At 62.8% G+C, this 13,517-nt stretch carries 12 protein-coding genes, 1 pseudogene and 1 other annotated feature; of the genes and pseudogenes, 3 read left to right on the forward strand and 10 right to left on the reverse strand.

Annotation, left to right across the window (positions count from 1 at the left end; translation table 11 throughout):
- Positions 1-116 precede the first annotated feature (116 nt).
- The 6 genes and pseudogenes from PW843_00055 to PW843_00080 form a co-directional block, all read right to left on the reverse strand.
- Positions 117-932, reverse strand: a complete 816-nt coding sequence (locus PW843_00055; protein ID MDE1145002.1) for a lysozyme inhibitor LprI family protein — start codon at positions 930-932, stop codon at positions 117-119.
- Between the two features lie 82 nt (positions 933-1,014).
- Positions 1,015-2,514 (reverse strand): HlyD family type I secretion periplasmic adaptor subunit, encoded by a 1,500-nt coding sequence (locus PW843_00060; GenBank protein MDE1145003.1) that lies wholly within the window; start codon positions 2,512-2,514, stop codon positions 1,015-1,017.
- Positions 2,504-4,627 (reverse strand): type I secretion system permease/ATPase, encoded by a 2,124-nt coding sequence (locus PW843_00065; protein ID MDE1145004.1) that lies wholly within the window; start codon positions 4,625-4,627, stop codon positions 2,504-2,506. The genes PW843_00060 and PW843_00065 overlap by 11 nt, the downstream gene beginning before the upstream one ends.
- A 591-nt stretch (positions 4,628-5,218) precedes the next feature.
- Positions 5,219-5,299, reverse strand: a pseudogene (locus PW843_00070) (integrase core domain-containing protein).
- A 95-nt stretch (positions 5,300-5,394) separates the two neighbouring features.
- Positions 5,395-5,943, reverse strand: coding sequence for a tail fiber protein (locus PW843_00075; protein ID MDE1145005.1), 549 nt, complete (start codon positions 5,941-5,943; stop codon positions 5,395-5,397).
- A 491-nt stretch (positions 5,944-6,434) separates the two neighbouring features.
- Positions 6,435-6,914, reverse strand: a complete 480-nt coding sequence (locus PW843_00080) for a tail fiber protein (GenBank protein MDE1145006.1) — start codon at positions 6,912-6,914, stop codon at positions 6,435-6,437.
- Positions 6,915-7,004: 90 nt separating this feature from the next.
- On the opposite strand from PW843_00080, the gene PW843_00085 reads away from it, so the two are divergent.
- Complete coding sequence (locus PW843_00085; protein MDE1145007.1) at positions 7,005-7,274, forward strand: hypothetical protein; 270 nt, start codon at positions 7,005-7,007, stop codon at positions 7,272-7,274.
- Positions 7,275-7,680: 406 nt separating this feature from the next.
- Here PW843_00085 and PW843_00090 read toward each other — a convergent pair whose 3' ends face one another.
- Together PW843_00090 and PW843_00095 are read right to left on the reverse strand one after the other, a co-directional pair.
- Positions 7,681-8,610, reverse strand: a complete 930-nt coding sequence (locus PW843_00090) for a twin-arginine translocation signal domain-containing protein (GenBank protein MDE1145008.1) — start codon at positions 8,608-8,610, stop codon at positions 7,681-7,683.
- 156 nt (positions 8,611-8,766) lie between these two features.
- Positions 8,767-9,171, reverse strand: a complete 405-nt coding sequence (locus PW843_00095; protein MDE1145009.1) for a hypothetical protein — start codon at positions 9,169-9,171, stop codon at positions 8,767-8,769.
- Positions 9,172-9,589: 418 nt separating this feature from the next.
- Between PW843_00095 and PW843_00100 the strand changes: the two genes are divergently transcribed.
- Positions 9,590-10,021, forward strand: coding sequence for a helix-turn-helix transcriptional regulator (locus PW843_00100; GenBank protein ID MDE1145010.1), 432 nt, complete (start codon positions 9,590-9,592; stop codon positions 10,019-10,021).
- Here the strand turns inward: PW843_00100 and PW843_00105 are convergent.
- Together PW843_00105 and PW843_00110 are read right to left on the reverse strand one after the other, a co-directional pair.
- Positions 10,008-10,808, reverse strand: coding sequence for a hypothetical protein (locus PW843_00105; GenBank protein ID MDE1145011.1), 801 nt, complete (start codon positions 10,806-10,808; stop codon positions 10,008-10,010). The two genes, PW843_00100 and PW843_00105, sit on opposite strands and share 14 nt — an antisense overlap.
- 89 nt (positions 10,809-10,897) lie before the next feature.
- Positions 10,898-12,103, reverse strand: a complete 1,206-nt coding sequence (locus tag PW843_00110; protein MDE1145012.1) for an AAA family ATPase — start codon at positions 12,101-12,103, stop codon at positions 10,898-10,900.
- A 59-nt stretch (positions 12,104-12,162) separates the two neighbouring features.
- On the opposite strand from PW843_00110, the gene PW843_00115 reads away from it, so the two are divergent.
- Positions 12,163-13,391 (forward strand): IS3 family transposase gene (locus tag PW843_00115; protein MDE1145013.1). Its coding sequence is split into 2 segments (ribosomal slippage): positions 12,163-12,451 and positions 12,451-13,391, totalling 1,230 coding nucleotides; the frame shifts between segments, so codons are not numbered across the junction.
- Positions 12,444-12,560: a sequence feature (AL1L pseudoknot), on the forward strand. It overlaps the preceding gene by 117 nt.
- Positions 13,392-13,517: the final 126 nt, after the last annotated feature.

The raw sequence follows: 13,517 nt of genomic DNA on the forward strand, positions 1-13,517 counted from the left end.
TTTCCTCCCGCAAAAACAGCACTATATGGGCTTGTATTCCCCACTTCCATGTTATGGAGAAAATTCAAGATATAGTTTTGAATCTGAGCATCCATTTAATTTAACCTCACAAATACTTAATTTTCATCAACAACAGGAACCATACCCGTTGACTCAAGATAGGTAATAGCACCGGACACAGGACTTTTCCTGACCAACCACCAAACTCCATCAGCATCTTGAACGCGACAATATATTTTCATTTTATAGTCACCCAACCCATGATGTGGGTTTATTTGGTTGTACTTCACAACATCGAACGATGGGACTAAGCGCTCCGGCATTGTGTCGATCGGTCGATAATTCATCTTTACTTCCTCCACTCTCAGCCCCATAGGAATCTGAAAGAATATGGAATTATTCCAATTTTTTTGAAGTCCAGCCATATTCTTATAATAATCAATTCCCCTGTCTCGACTTACCGGACAATACGATGGAACCAAGATATCATCATCTTCCTTTAGCTTGTTTTTGATATCAGACAGGGACATATCTTCTCTGCCCCAAAATTCCGACAGAAGAACCCTATTTCTTCTCTGATATAAATCCAGCAAGCAGTATATCTGCTCTTTTGATTTCCCAATGTCATTACATATATTCGCTCTTCTCTTTAACCACTCCCTCTGATCTTGGATAAGTACTCTTCCAGAATCAGCCGAGAGTGATCGCAAGCGAGTCTTATAAGCTTCTGCCATCGTAGAATCGGCCCACTCCAAATCTTGATCGCGACAAATTAATTTCTCAACTTCTGTTGTAGCTTTCTCACATTGGAAACTTGGAGTTATTTCAGCAGCAGATGCCGTAATAGCACCAGAGCAGAAAATTAAGACTCCAGCCAGCAAATATCTGGGAAAAATTACCTCCGATATATCCGAATAAAATACAAAAAACATTACCAGGATCCTTTTGCCAAAATGTGAAATACCGATATCATCCTGCTGGAATTCATAATGATTTCATTTCAAATACAACCCATCACCGCTCCCTCAACCCATCATGCGCGTACTCGCCCAGCGGCGAGAGCAGGTAGTCGATCACCCGCCGGCGGCCGGTCTTGATCTCCGCCGTCACCGACATGCCGGTGGCCAGGTACTCCTCCCGCCCGTCCACCATCAAGGTGGGGGTGTCCAAGGCGATGTGCGCCACGTAGACCGGCGTGGTGTCGGTCTTCTGCCGGTCGCTGGCGCTGGCCTGATCCTCCCCCGGCGCGCGGGCGGTGTTGCTGGCCGTGGGCGTGCCCCGGTCCGGCGTGATGGCGTCACGGCTAACATCCAGCACATGGCCGTGCACCAGGCCGTAGCGGGTGAAGGTGAACGTCTCCACCTTCATCTCAACTTCCTGCCCCCGGTGCACGAAGCCGATGTCCCGGTTGTCCACGCTGGCCTCAACCACTAGGGGCACGTCGTCCGGCACGATGACCAGCAGGCCTTGCGCCGGTGTCACCACCCCGCCCACCGTATGCACCGCCAGCTGCTGCACCGTGCCGGCGATGGGGGCCGACAGGGTCTGCTGTGCCAGGTGCTGGTCGGCCTTCACCAAATCTTGCGCGTATTCCGCCGCCTTCTGGGTGGACGTGCCCAGGTCTTCCAGCACCTGGTGGGCATAGTCGCTGACCGCCTGGGCCCGCTGCCCCTCCAGCGCGCGCCGGGCGGCCGCCACCTCCGCCGCCTTCTGCGTCTGGGCCGACAGTTCGTGCTGGGCCTCCACCAGGCGCTGCTGCACCTCAAGGTAATTCAGCTTGTTGCCGTATTCGCTTTCCATCAGCTGCCGGCGGATCTCCGTCTGCTGCGCCAGCAGCTTGGTCGAGGCCGTCAGCTTGGCCGTCGTCACCTCGACCTCGTCCGCCTCCGCCGCCTTCTGCGCGATCTGCTGGTCTAGCCCCGCCAGCTTGGCCGCCTGCGCCTGCGCCTGGGCGCGCAGGGCGGCGCGCGTGCGCTCCACCAAGGCCGGCGCCAGGTCGGCCGGCGGCACGAAGGCCTTCTCCGCCTGCGCCAGGCTGGTCAGGCTGCCGGTCAGGCCGGCGCGCAGCGCCGTCAGCCGCGCCACGTCCAGCCGTGCCTGGACCAGGTCCGCCGTCGCCCGGTCGCGGTCCGCCGCCGTGGTGGTGGCGTTCAGCAGGATCAGGGGCTGGCCCGCCGCCACATGTTCGCCGTCCTGCACCTGGATGGCGGTCACGATGCCACTGTCCATCGGCTGCACCACCTTCACCTGGCCCGAGGGCACGATGCGGCCCGGCGCCGTCGCGATGATGTCGATATGGCCGATACACGCCCACCCCACCGCCAGCGTGAAGAAGGCGATGATGGTGGCCCCCACGGCGCGGCCCACGGGCGAGGCCGGGGTGTCCATGATCTCCAGCGCCGCGGGCAGGAACTCGCGCTCCTCCCGCCGGCGCTTGGGCGGAACCGGCGGCTTCACCAGCGGCTTCAGGCTGGGGTCGGCGCTCAGCGGCGCGCTCATGGGTTCAGCCGACATTGGCCACCCCCACCGGCGCCATGCCGGCCTGCATGTGGTACAGCGTGGCGTAGCGGCCACCGGCGCGGACCAGCTCATCATGGCTGCCGTCCTCCACCAGGCGGCCGCCCTCCAAGGTCAGGATGCGATCGCAGTGGCGCACGGCCGACAGGCGGTGGGCCACGATGAAGACCGTGCGGTTGCGGCTGATGGCGCCCAAATTCTGCTGCACCACCCGCTCGCTCTCATAATCCAGCGCGCTGGTGGCCTCATCGAAGATCAGGATGCGCGGGTCGGTCACCAGGGCGCGGGCGATAGCCACCCGCTGGCGCTGCCCGCCCGACAGGCTGGCGCCCCGTTCCCCCACCACCGTGTCGTAGCCCTGCGGCAGCGCCAGGATGAACTCATGCGCCCCCGCCAGCTGGGCCGCACTCATCACCCGCTCCAGCGGCATGGCGGGATCGGCCAGGGCGATGTTCTCCCGCACCGTGCCGTTCAGCAGCACGTTCTCCTGCAACACCACGCCCACCTGGCGGCGTAGCCAGGCGGCGTCGATCTGGGCGATGTCTACCCCATCCACCAGCACGCGGCCCGCCTCAGGCACGTACAGGCGCTGCAGCAGCTTGGTCAGCGTGCTCTTGCCGGAGCCGGAGGGGCCGACGATGCCGATGCTCTGCCCCGGCTGCACCGCCAGGGTCAGGTCCTCCAGCACCGGCGCCGCGTCGGGGCGGTAGCGGAAGCGCACATGTTCCAGCGCCACCGCGCCTTTGAGGTTGGGTAGCGCCGTCTGCCCGGGCCGGGCCTGCGGTTCCATCGGCGTGTTCAGGATGTCGCCCAGCCGTTCCACCGACAGGCGCGCCTGGTGGAAATCCTGCCCCAGCTGCGCCAGGCGCAGCACCGGCTGGCTCACCCGGCCCGCCAGCATGTTGAAGGCGATCAGCTCACCCACCGTCATTTTGCCGCTGATCACGGCGCCCGCCCCGAAGTACAGGATGCCGGCCGACACCAGCTTGGAGATCAGCTGGATGCCCTGGCTGGCCACGTTGCCCAGCGCCGACACCCGGAAGGACGACTGGACGTAGCCCGCCAGCTGCTCCTCCCACTTGCGTTGCAACTGCGGTTCCACCGCCATGGCCTTGACCGTCTCGATCCCGCCCACCGCCTCCACCAGGAAGGCCTGGTTCTCCGCCCCGCGGCGGAACTTCTCCTCCAGACGGCGGCGGAAGACGGGACCGGCACCCATGCTGATGGCGGCATAAAGGGGCAGCGACAGCGCCACGATGGCCGTCAGCCAGCCGGAATAGGCCAGCATCACCGCGATGAACACCACGGTGAACACCAGGTCCACCACCAGGGTCAGGGCCGACCCGGTGATGAAGTTGCGGATGGTCTCCAGCTCCCGCACCCGGGCGACGCTGTCGCCCACCCGCCGGTTGGCGAAATAGGCCAAGGGCAGGCCCAGCAGGTGGCGGAACAGCCGGGCGCCCAGTTCCACGTCGATGCGGTTGGTGGTGTGGGCGAACACATGCGTGCGCAGGCCCGACAGCACCGTCTCGAACAAGGACACCGCCACCAGGCCGAACACCAGCACGTCCAGCGTGCTGAGGCCCCGGTGCACCAGCACCTTGTCCACCACCACCTGGAAGAACAGCGGCGTCACCAGCGCGAACAGCTGCAGGAACAGGCTGGCGACCAGCACCTCGCCCAGAATCCAGCGGTACTTGACCAGCGCCGCCAGGAACCAGCCCAAATCGAAGCGCCGGCCCAGGTCACCCAGGGACAGCCGCTTGGTGGCCAGCACCAGGCGGCCGGTCCAACGCCCCTCGAACTCCGCCCGCCCCCACAGGGTGGGCCGTCCCGTCGCCGGGTCCAGCAGCAGGGCGCGGTCGTCCACCACCCGCGCCAGCACGACGTAGCCGCCATCCGACAACACGGCGATGGCCGGCAGCGCCAGGGCCGGCAGCCGGTCCCACCCGCTGGCGACCTCGCGCGCGCTCAAGCCCTGCCGCCGCGCCAGGCGCACCAGCTCCGCCGGCGTCAGCGCCGCCCCGGTGCCCGTCGCATGCCGAAGCTGCCCCACGTCCGCCGCCAAGCCATGAAAGCCCAAGATGGCGCGCAGACAATCAAGCCCCACATTGACGGACGGGGCCGTTCCAGCCCCCGGATCGTTCGCGGGCTGAATCAGGGGGTCGATCGACGATACCAAGCGCTGTTTTCCCTGCTGGGGTGGTGCTCAGCGGGGCACTCAAAAGCGATACGCCACGGACTGCAAATATTATAATTTGCTGCGATGCGAATTAATGTTTCGTTCAAGTTTCGTTAATGCAAGCACCGTTAGAGATGCAAGCCCGAGGCAATGCGCCGCACCTCGTTATGGGTATTCACATTGACCTGCTTTGCCCTTTGTTGCAGCCCCAAAAGGGATATGGTGTAGATGTTGGTTAACGTCTCCTTTCCCGCATGCGACTCGGAATGATGCCGGCTGCCCCCACCATCCGCCGCTCCCCCCCGCTGAAGGACCACTATGACCCCTTGGGGTGGCCACAGCGGGCATAAAAGATTGACGGTGATGTCGGGCCTTGCAGGAGTGGGGTCATAGCCAGCCTGTCCTCCCGCCGATCCACGGCGATGACGCGGCCGGCGTTCATCAGCTTGGCCGACGCGATGGCGAACCGTCCCACCACCGTCTGCGTTCACCCCCTCCCCTAGATGTTTAGTCCCGGTGTTTGATGGTGCGGTTCATGCGCTCGACTTGGCCGTTGGTCCAAGGGTGCTTGGGCTTGGTCGTGCGGTGGTCGATGTCGTTGCGCGCGGCCCCCTGGCGCGGCTCATTAGTTTCTCGACGGGAAATATCCATTGGTGCATATGATGAAGCCAAGGACTAGGAAAGGTTGCCGATTTTCATGGGGCATTATTGCTGGCGTCACGGGCGCGGCGGGTGTCGACAGGGTTGCGCCCGTGCGTCGGCTGGGCGCGGGTGTAGAGCGGTGCTCCATTGCCAGCCAGACCGGTAGACGCCGTCGGCACCTTGACGGTCTGGGCGGTCTGCTGCGCCTGCCAGGCCGTCAACTGGTGCGTGTGCGGCGGAATCTGGCCCACGGTCAGCGCCACCGCCGCCTCTCCCATCACGGCGCCCACCTGTCGGCTGGTTAGCCCCGGTCCGGTGCCGGCGCCGATGGCGACGCGGCCGCCCAGGTCCGGCAGGTTGAAGGTTGTCTTCCCGTCGCCACCGTAAGCGACACCCAGCACCGCATAGAGCGTCGGGTATGTGCTGATCGGCAACGCCTGCCCCTGGCAGGGCAGCCAGTCGGTCGGCACGAAGTTCAGGGCCGTCTGCCGCACCTCGCCGATAATGCCCTCGAAGTCGGTGGGGTCGGAGCCGGGCTCCCGTGACGGGTATAGGCCACCGCTGGTGCAAATGATGTAGGTGAGCGCCAGGGAGGGCATCATGTTGTCGTGTGCAGCGGCGGGCACTCCCGGCGCGGGTTGGACATGGAACGGCGACAGCGCGGTCGGTGCGACTCCCGCCGCGGAGGTGTCGACGTAGACCCCCGCCTGCCCCGACGCCGCCAGCGCCGCGTCGAGGGGGCTGCTGCTCGTCCCCACGGCGGTTGATGCCTGCAGCGTGTGTATGGGTGCCGAGTGTGGCCGGCACCAGCATCACCGTCTCCGAGCCGCCGGTCTGCCCGGCTTGGCGCGGCGTTAGGCCGGGTCCCGGCCAGCTGCCCACGGGGACTCGGCCGCGCAGGTCGGGAAGGGCGAAGTTCCCCTTGTCGTCAATGCCGTACGTCGTGCCCAGCAGGGAGTACAGCACGCTATTCTCGGCGATCGACATGAGCGAGCCGTCGCAGAGAGCCCACCCCTGCGGTGCGTAGCTGCCGGCAAACAGACAGATCTCTCCGAAATACGCTTCGCTCATGGCGAGTTCCTCCACACACGGTCTAGGGACGGCTGGGGTAGATTCCCTGGGAGCAGATGCAGGGCAGCAGGCCCAGCCACGGCTGCATGTTCGGATGCGGCTGGCCGCCACCGCTCGGCGCGATGGTGTCGGGCGCCAGGGTGACCGGCGCCGCCGGGTTCGGGCCTGGACTATAGGGTGTGTCGAGGGTGTCGGAGGCCAGGCTGGCCCCGGCCGGGATGCCGCTACAGCCGGCGGACGTCGCGACCGAGACCGCGTGCTGGTGCGGCGGCACCATGACCGCCGTCAGGACGACCGCCTCCGCCCCGCCCTGGGTGCAGGGGGGTGCCGGCGGCTGGGTGCCGAACACCACTCGCCCGCGGAGATTGGGCAGGGCGAAGGTCGTCTGCTCGTCGCCGCCGTAAGTGAACGCCAGCAGGGAGAAGAGCGCCTGGTTCAGCTTGGTCGGCAAGACGCTGACCACGGGGCCGGCGATACCGGTCGCCGCGACGTACATCTTCATCGGCTATATCCTGGGCACGGGCGAGAGCTACAATGCGGCCCGGAACCTCGGCTACCGAGACGAGCTGAACCGGCGGAACCTGGCGATCCCATGACCTCCACGACCGAACCACAGTCGCGCGAACCGAAGATCCGCCGCGTCTACCTGGCGCTCTGGGCGCTGGGCATGGCCATCTATCTCTCCAGCCTGTTCGTCGACCATCCCGCGCCGTCGTCCATGGGCGCCCGGATCCTCAGCAGCGCGATATTGCCGGTCGGGTTCCTGCTGTCCCTGGCCACCGCGGGCAGGCCCTGCCTGAGCGGCGGGCTGTGGGTGGCGTCCGCCATCGCCCAACTGGCGTTCGCCTTGCTCTACCGTTGAGCCGATAGCTTTGTTCCTCAACGGGACGGCCTACCCATCCAAGGCGGAGAACCAATGGCGGCCCTTTTCCTGCCGCGGCGACGCCTGCGCGTGGGAGCGGACCGAGTCCAGCTATACCGCGCTGGTGTAGCTGGCGATGGCCCAGGCGTTGGACTTCGTGTGGCCCTTGGGGCTGGTGCTGCCGGCCACAGCGGGGATGTTGTTCCGGTGTAAGGCGCAACCCGCAGCGAAGGGTTTTATGGAGCCTGCGGCATGACGTCGTGATATGTGAGGGCACCAGCGCGACCTTATTACGGCAGTGCTGGTGTTCTTTTCCCTGAGAGCTTGGGTTCCGGCGGCACACTATTTCAACAAATCGGACGGCTGGCCTCCACGCCTCCCGGCACAGTTCGTGCCGAACGTTCACTCAAAACGTGACGGGAGTTTTGTTGCCATCGTTCACGTAGACCTGATCAGCGGCACACCATCCACCGCGCTCCAAGAAGCCGTTTCCAGAAAGCGACAGATACACCCATTTCTCACCGTTCGTCGTAATGGTGGCGCCTTTGACATCCAGCGCCTTTTCGGGCGGGAGGTTGAAAAATACGGGCGCTTCAAGGGTGGGGGCTACCCGTACGGGAAGCGGCATCGTGTCGGACACGGGCGTCAAACTGAGGCTTCGGCTGATTTCCCAACTTTTTGAAATCGTTCCAGCAACTGCGCTTGCTTTGGGAATGATCGTCATTGAGGCCGGCCTCCGGGCAATGCTGGAGGCGAGCTTCATGAAATTGGCCGCAGTCTCCTCACCGGCCATTCGGCGCAACTCGGAGCCGAGCGGTATGTAGATAACAGGCGTCGCGCCCGCGCCAGGCTGGCCCAATTCGACGAGATCGACAACATCCTCATTCCACTTGAGTGCCCAGTTCGCACCCTGGGGGATCAAGTCGGCTGGTTGTATCTTATTGTAAATTTGGTCCAACACCCTGGCGTCGCGGGTGCCCGCGGTCAGCAAGTTGACCTGCTGCGCCCATGTGCTGTTCGTAAAGCCCGGCACCCACCTGAATTGGACAGCCTTTTCTATCTTCTTCGCTTCGAAATAAAGATTCTTACAATGAGGGCACCACGGTGCGCCCAATACGTAAATATGCTTTTCATTATCGGGACCGATTGGCACCCAGGCTGTGTCGTCCAGCAACGCCAGCAATGCCTCGCGGGTCCTGGGCTTCTCGGGAGCGATTATCGTATCCGCCTTGGCTGGCATCGCATGTGAAATCGCCGCCAATCCAACGGCAGCCGCAGATGCCGTTATGAACTGGCGCCGATCGACGCCCAGATGCAGTTGCTTGAAATCATTCATGATATTTAAGGTGCGCCCAGCGCACCGCCTCCGTCTGGGAAAAGAGCCATATGTGAGGGGGGCGAGGAGCCAAATGCCTAGGCGAGCTGGGTAATTGGGGGCTCGGACGTTCCGTAACGCCGCCCTGGGACAACCCTTCCTATAGGCAAACAGCCGTCACTTGATGGGTTCGAAGCCCTGGTCCCGCAGCTTGGCAGCGGCGCTATCCACGACCAGGCTGCCAACCGCCGTTGGCAGGAATAGCAGCCCGAAGCCCAACAACGGGATAAGGATAATGCTGCACAGCAGGAGCATGACCGAGGTAAAAAAACCGGGACCCATGCAATATTTCTCACCGGACGGGAGTCCGATTCCGACAATTACCTTCCTGAATAAAAATGGGTCCACGTAATATATGGTGGTCTCACCGTCATTGTGGACGTCCAGGAAATTATTTATGCCAGATGGAACGACAACAGATTGCAGAATATTGTTCCCAATCTTAATCAAACTGTAGTCGCATTGATTGGTCTTTACTATTGAATCACCAAGCATGGTGAGCCGGCCAGAAATCTGCTTCATATCGTATCTCTAAGTCAAAGTTGAGAGAACTGTAACACAGGTGGCAGCGCTGGAAAGTAACGAAGGATCGGCATATCGAATTGGCTGCCGTCGGCGGCGCCCACTATTTACCTCATCCAGCGGCAAAGAGCTTTGCCGGCCAATTTACATTGATGGTGAACTCACCGCGGACGAAGCCATCTAGCGCTTTTATATGGGTGGGTGACTCGCGATACGCTGCCGCCGAGGGGATGACGGTGGTGAGGGTGGGCCCGACTTCATCCGCGAACGCATTGTCTTGATTCCCTTACTCTTCGTGCCATGGCCGGCAATGCCGGCGAAACTCTCAGGGCCTAGTCTCGGCTGTCGAAGGCCGGTTCTTGGTGACCTGCCCCTGGGTAGTGGGCAGAAGCGATCCGCCGATCGGCCTGCGTTAGGGATGTTTATTTCCGGACTTCTGATCGGTACATTCGATAAATACCGTATGGTAGTCGGTTCCGACAAGACGGAAATCTGCCCATCATGCGACATGGACTTCAAAACTCGCGTGGCAATGCGGATACGAGCCATCCGCAAAAGAAGGGGCCTCAGCCAAGAGGCTCTGGCCGGACTTATTGACCGGTCGCCGGACGCAATCTCAAACGTCGAGCGCGGTATCTCCATCCCGGCCTATGACACGCTGGAGGTTCTGGCGAAGGGGCTGGGGGTACCGCTCAGCGAGTTATTCGCAGAGGACAACGAGAACGATCCTCAACGGGCTGCGGCACTGGCCCGGCTGAACGATGCGGCACGGAGTTTGGACAACAGGATGCTGGCAACGGCTGCCGCGATCGTGGAACTGTTGGCCACAGGGCCCGCTAAACAGACGTAATGGCGTCCCTCGTCATCGGCTCTTGCTCGGCAAAGCCGATCAATGGCGACATCAAGGGCTCTTCTTGAAGTCTTGCAGAATAGACGTTCTGAATCTCGTCATCGAGCGCTTGCTGGAATAGCAGCTCGTCCAGTTGCCGCCCAAACTCGGTGTATGTCGCACTGATGACAGCTCGCAGGCTTAGCCCGTAACGGATTTCCAGGTCCTCGACAGCGACCTGCAAATCAGCAGGTACGGCGGTGGCGCCGTGAATAGCGCAGACCGCAGCAGTCGCGGTGTCGACCTCGGCGTTAAGTTGCCTCAGCGCATAGCTCTTGCCGACCAACTGCAGGCAGCGCAGGTCCCTAATTGTCTGCCTGGTCTTCCCAGCGTCCGTACGCGCCAGGCCGCGTTTTACCTCCAGAAAATCGACGGCTCTGCGATCCGCATCAATAAGCACCAGGTCAGGGGCCACCTTTCGCCCCTGTCCGCCCTCGTAATGCAGATGAGAGCTGCGGAGTGTTTCAGCACTGGCGGCGCCACCGACCATTTGGTCAATCAGCGAAGGGATGAATATGGGCGGCGTACGGACAAGCCGGAGGTGGGGAAGTGCCTTCAGCGCCTCGCTGATGGCCGTCTCCAGGATCTGACCATCCGCACGAACCGCGGAAGTCAATATTCCATACCGCTGGCGATGTTGTGCGGGAACGATTGGGTCAGGCTGTACCTGCAGGTGCCGGAGCCGGTCGATAGTTCGGCTGATCAGCGCGGTTACGGCCGGCGGGATCGGCGACGCCTCGGTGTGCATCTTACGTCTCATCTTGGTTTAAGGGGGGCAACTTGCCCACCGCGTTCTGGAAAAGCCGCAGGTGGGCGGGGGCCGTCTTCGTGCCGGTCTCACTGCATTTCTCGCCCCTCGGCTTTGGGCCAAAGCGCACTTCCAGCGGCGACGATTTCCTCAGCAGAAATCGTCTCCTTGGCGAGCAGAAGCTCGGCGACATATTCCACCGCCTGCCGTCGGGCACGGACGAGGGCGAGCACTTCCCCGTATTGGGCGTCCAGCAGCGCATCGACTTTCGCCGCGAGCTTGGGATTGCCACCGAGGAGATGGGGCAGCGTGCGCGCCGTAACGGGCCCTACCCAGATCAGCTGATCTCCCAGCCCGTGGGCGATGAGCTGTGTGGTAAGCAAGGTGGCGGTCGCCAAATCGCTTTCGGCGTTACCGCCGGCGGCTGTACTCGCTTCCCCGAGGACGGCCTCTTCGGCAGCCCGTCCAGCCAGTGACACCTTCACCAACGCGAGAAGGTCACCGGCGTGCATGATTTCATCGTCTGGGCGGCACCGCACGCTTCCCAGCGCCGCTGAAGAGGCGCGGATTGAAGCCGACAGCAGCGTTCCGGGCCTCAGGATTGCCGAAACCACAGCATGACCAGCCTCATGAACGGCGACAAGGCGCCGGACTTCCAACGGCTGTTGACGCTCCGCAGGGTGTAGTTCCGCCGCCAGATCTTCCGGTCGCATGGGCCTGCCGGCCAGCCTGGCGCGACGTTTCCCGCCACGGACGACCTGCTCGCAGTCTGCTCCCGTCGCGCCTTCCAGCGCCGCCGCAAAGCATGCCAGGTCCAGGCCTTGCAGATGATTTGGGCCAAGATGGAAGCGGAGAATACCTTGGAGCGCCATCTTGTCGGGGAACGGAATGCGTATGACGCGCTCGAAGCGGCCAGGCCGGGTCAGCGCTGGATCCAACAATTCGGGGAAGTTGCAGCTGCCCACTACAACAACCCCTTCCCGGCCCTGGACACTGTCCGAGTATTCTAAGAAGGCGTTCATGACTTGGTGGTTGTAGGAACGGTTCGGCCCAGCTTCCAGGGCCCTGCTGGCAAAGCTATCCAGCTCGTCAATCGCCAGTAGGCACGGCGCAGCCCGCCTTGCCTCCGCGAAGGTAGCCGCCATCGCCCGCAGCATGTTTCCCTGGTGCCCCGCAGCTTGCCACTGCCCATGGGACGCGACGATCAGGGGTACTTCACAGGTCCTGGCCAGGGCGCGCATGAATGCGCTTTTGCCCACGCCCGGCGGCCCCGCGACGACACAGCCCTTGTCCATGTCAGCTGAACCGCGCCGGGATTGTCGGAGGCTTTCACTCCTGAGAGACTGAAGCCACGATGAGCAAGACGACGAACAAGTTCTCCCCTGAGGTGCGTGCCCGCGCGGTGCGGCTGGTGCTGGATCACGAGAAGGATCATCCGTCCCGTTGGGCGGCGGTGATGTCGATCGCGGCGAAGATCGGCTGTTCGGGCCAAACGCTGAACGAATGGGTGAAGAAGGCCGAGGTTGAAGCAGGCACGCGGGCCGGTGTGCCCAGCGATGTCGCGGAACGGCTGAAGGCGCTGGAACGGGAGAACCGGGAACTGCGCCAAGCGAATGAGATCCTGCGCAAGGCGAGCGCGTATTTTGCGGCGGCGGAGCTCGACCGCCGGTTCAAGCCATGATTGCCTTCATCGATGAGCATCGGGGTGCGCACGGGGTCGAGCCGATCTGCCAGGTGTTGGCGATCGCCCCGTCGACCTATCACCGGCATGCGTCGCGGCGTTCCAACCCGGACCGCCTGCCGGCGCGGGCCAAGCGGGACACACGGTTGAAGGTCGCAATACGGCGGGTGTTCGACGAGAACTTCGCCGTCTATGGCGTGCGCAAGGTCTGGCATCAGCTCAAGCGGGAGGGCCACGCCGTCGCGCGTTGCACGGTCGCCCGACTGATGCGGGACTTGGGCCTGCGAGGTGTGATCCGGGGCAAGCCGGTGAGGACGACGGTGAGCGACAAGGCGGCACCCTGTCCGCTGGACCATGTCAATCGGCAGTTCCATGCGCCCCGGCCGAACATGCTGTGGCTGTCGGACTTCACCTACGTCGCCACCTGGCAGGGCTTCGTCTACGTGGCCTTCGTCATCGACGCCTACGCCCGGCGCATCGTTGGCTGGCGGGTGTCGCGGACAGCCCATGCCGCCTTCGTGCTCGACGCCCTGGAGCAGGCCCTGCATGACAGGCGACCGGCCAAGCACGGCGGCCTGGTTCACCACTCGGACAGGGGTGTTCAATACGTCAGCATCAAATACACCGAGCGCCTGGCCGATGCCGGGATCGAGCCCTCGGTCGGCAGTGTCGGGGATAGCTACGACAACGCCCTGGCAGAAACCATCAACGGCCTCTACAAGGCCGAGGTGATCCACCGGCGTGGGCCATGGCGATCCTTCGAGGCCGTCGAATACGCCACCCTGGAATGGGTCGATTGGTTCAACCACCGGCGGATCCTGGGGCCCATCGGTAACATCCCGCCCGCCGAAGCTGAGGCTCGCTTCCACGCCATGACGGACACTCCGGCCATGGCCGCCTGACTCAAACCAAACGGCCTCCGACAATCCCGGCGCGGTTCACTTCAACGCCGTTAAGCGCCTCGGTCGTGAGAAAATAGCTCGGGAGAAGCGTGCAGACTGACTGCACCCGGAGAGGTTCCATATGCC

It is taken from the genome of Azospirillaceae bacterium, from assembly GCA_028283825.1.
Lineage (GTDB): Bacteria > Pseudomonadota > Alphaproteobacteria > Azospirillales > Azospirillaceae > Nitrospirillum.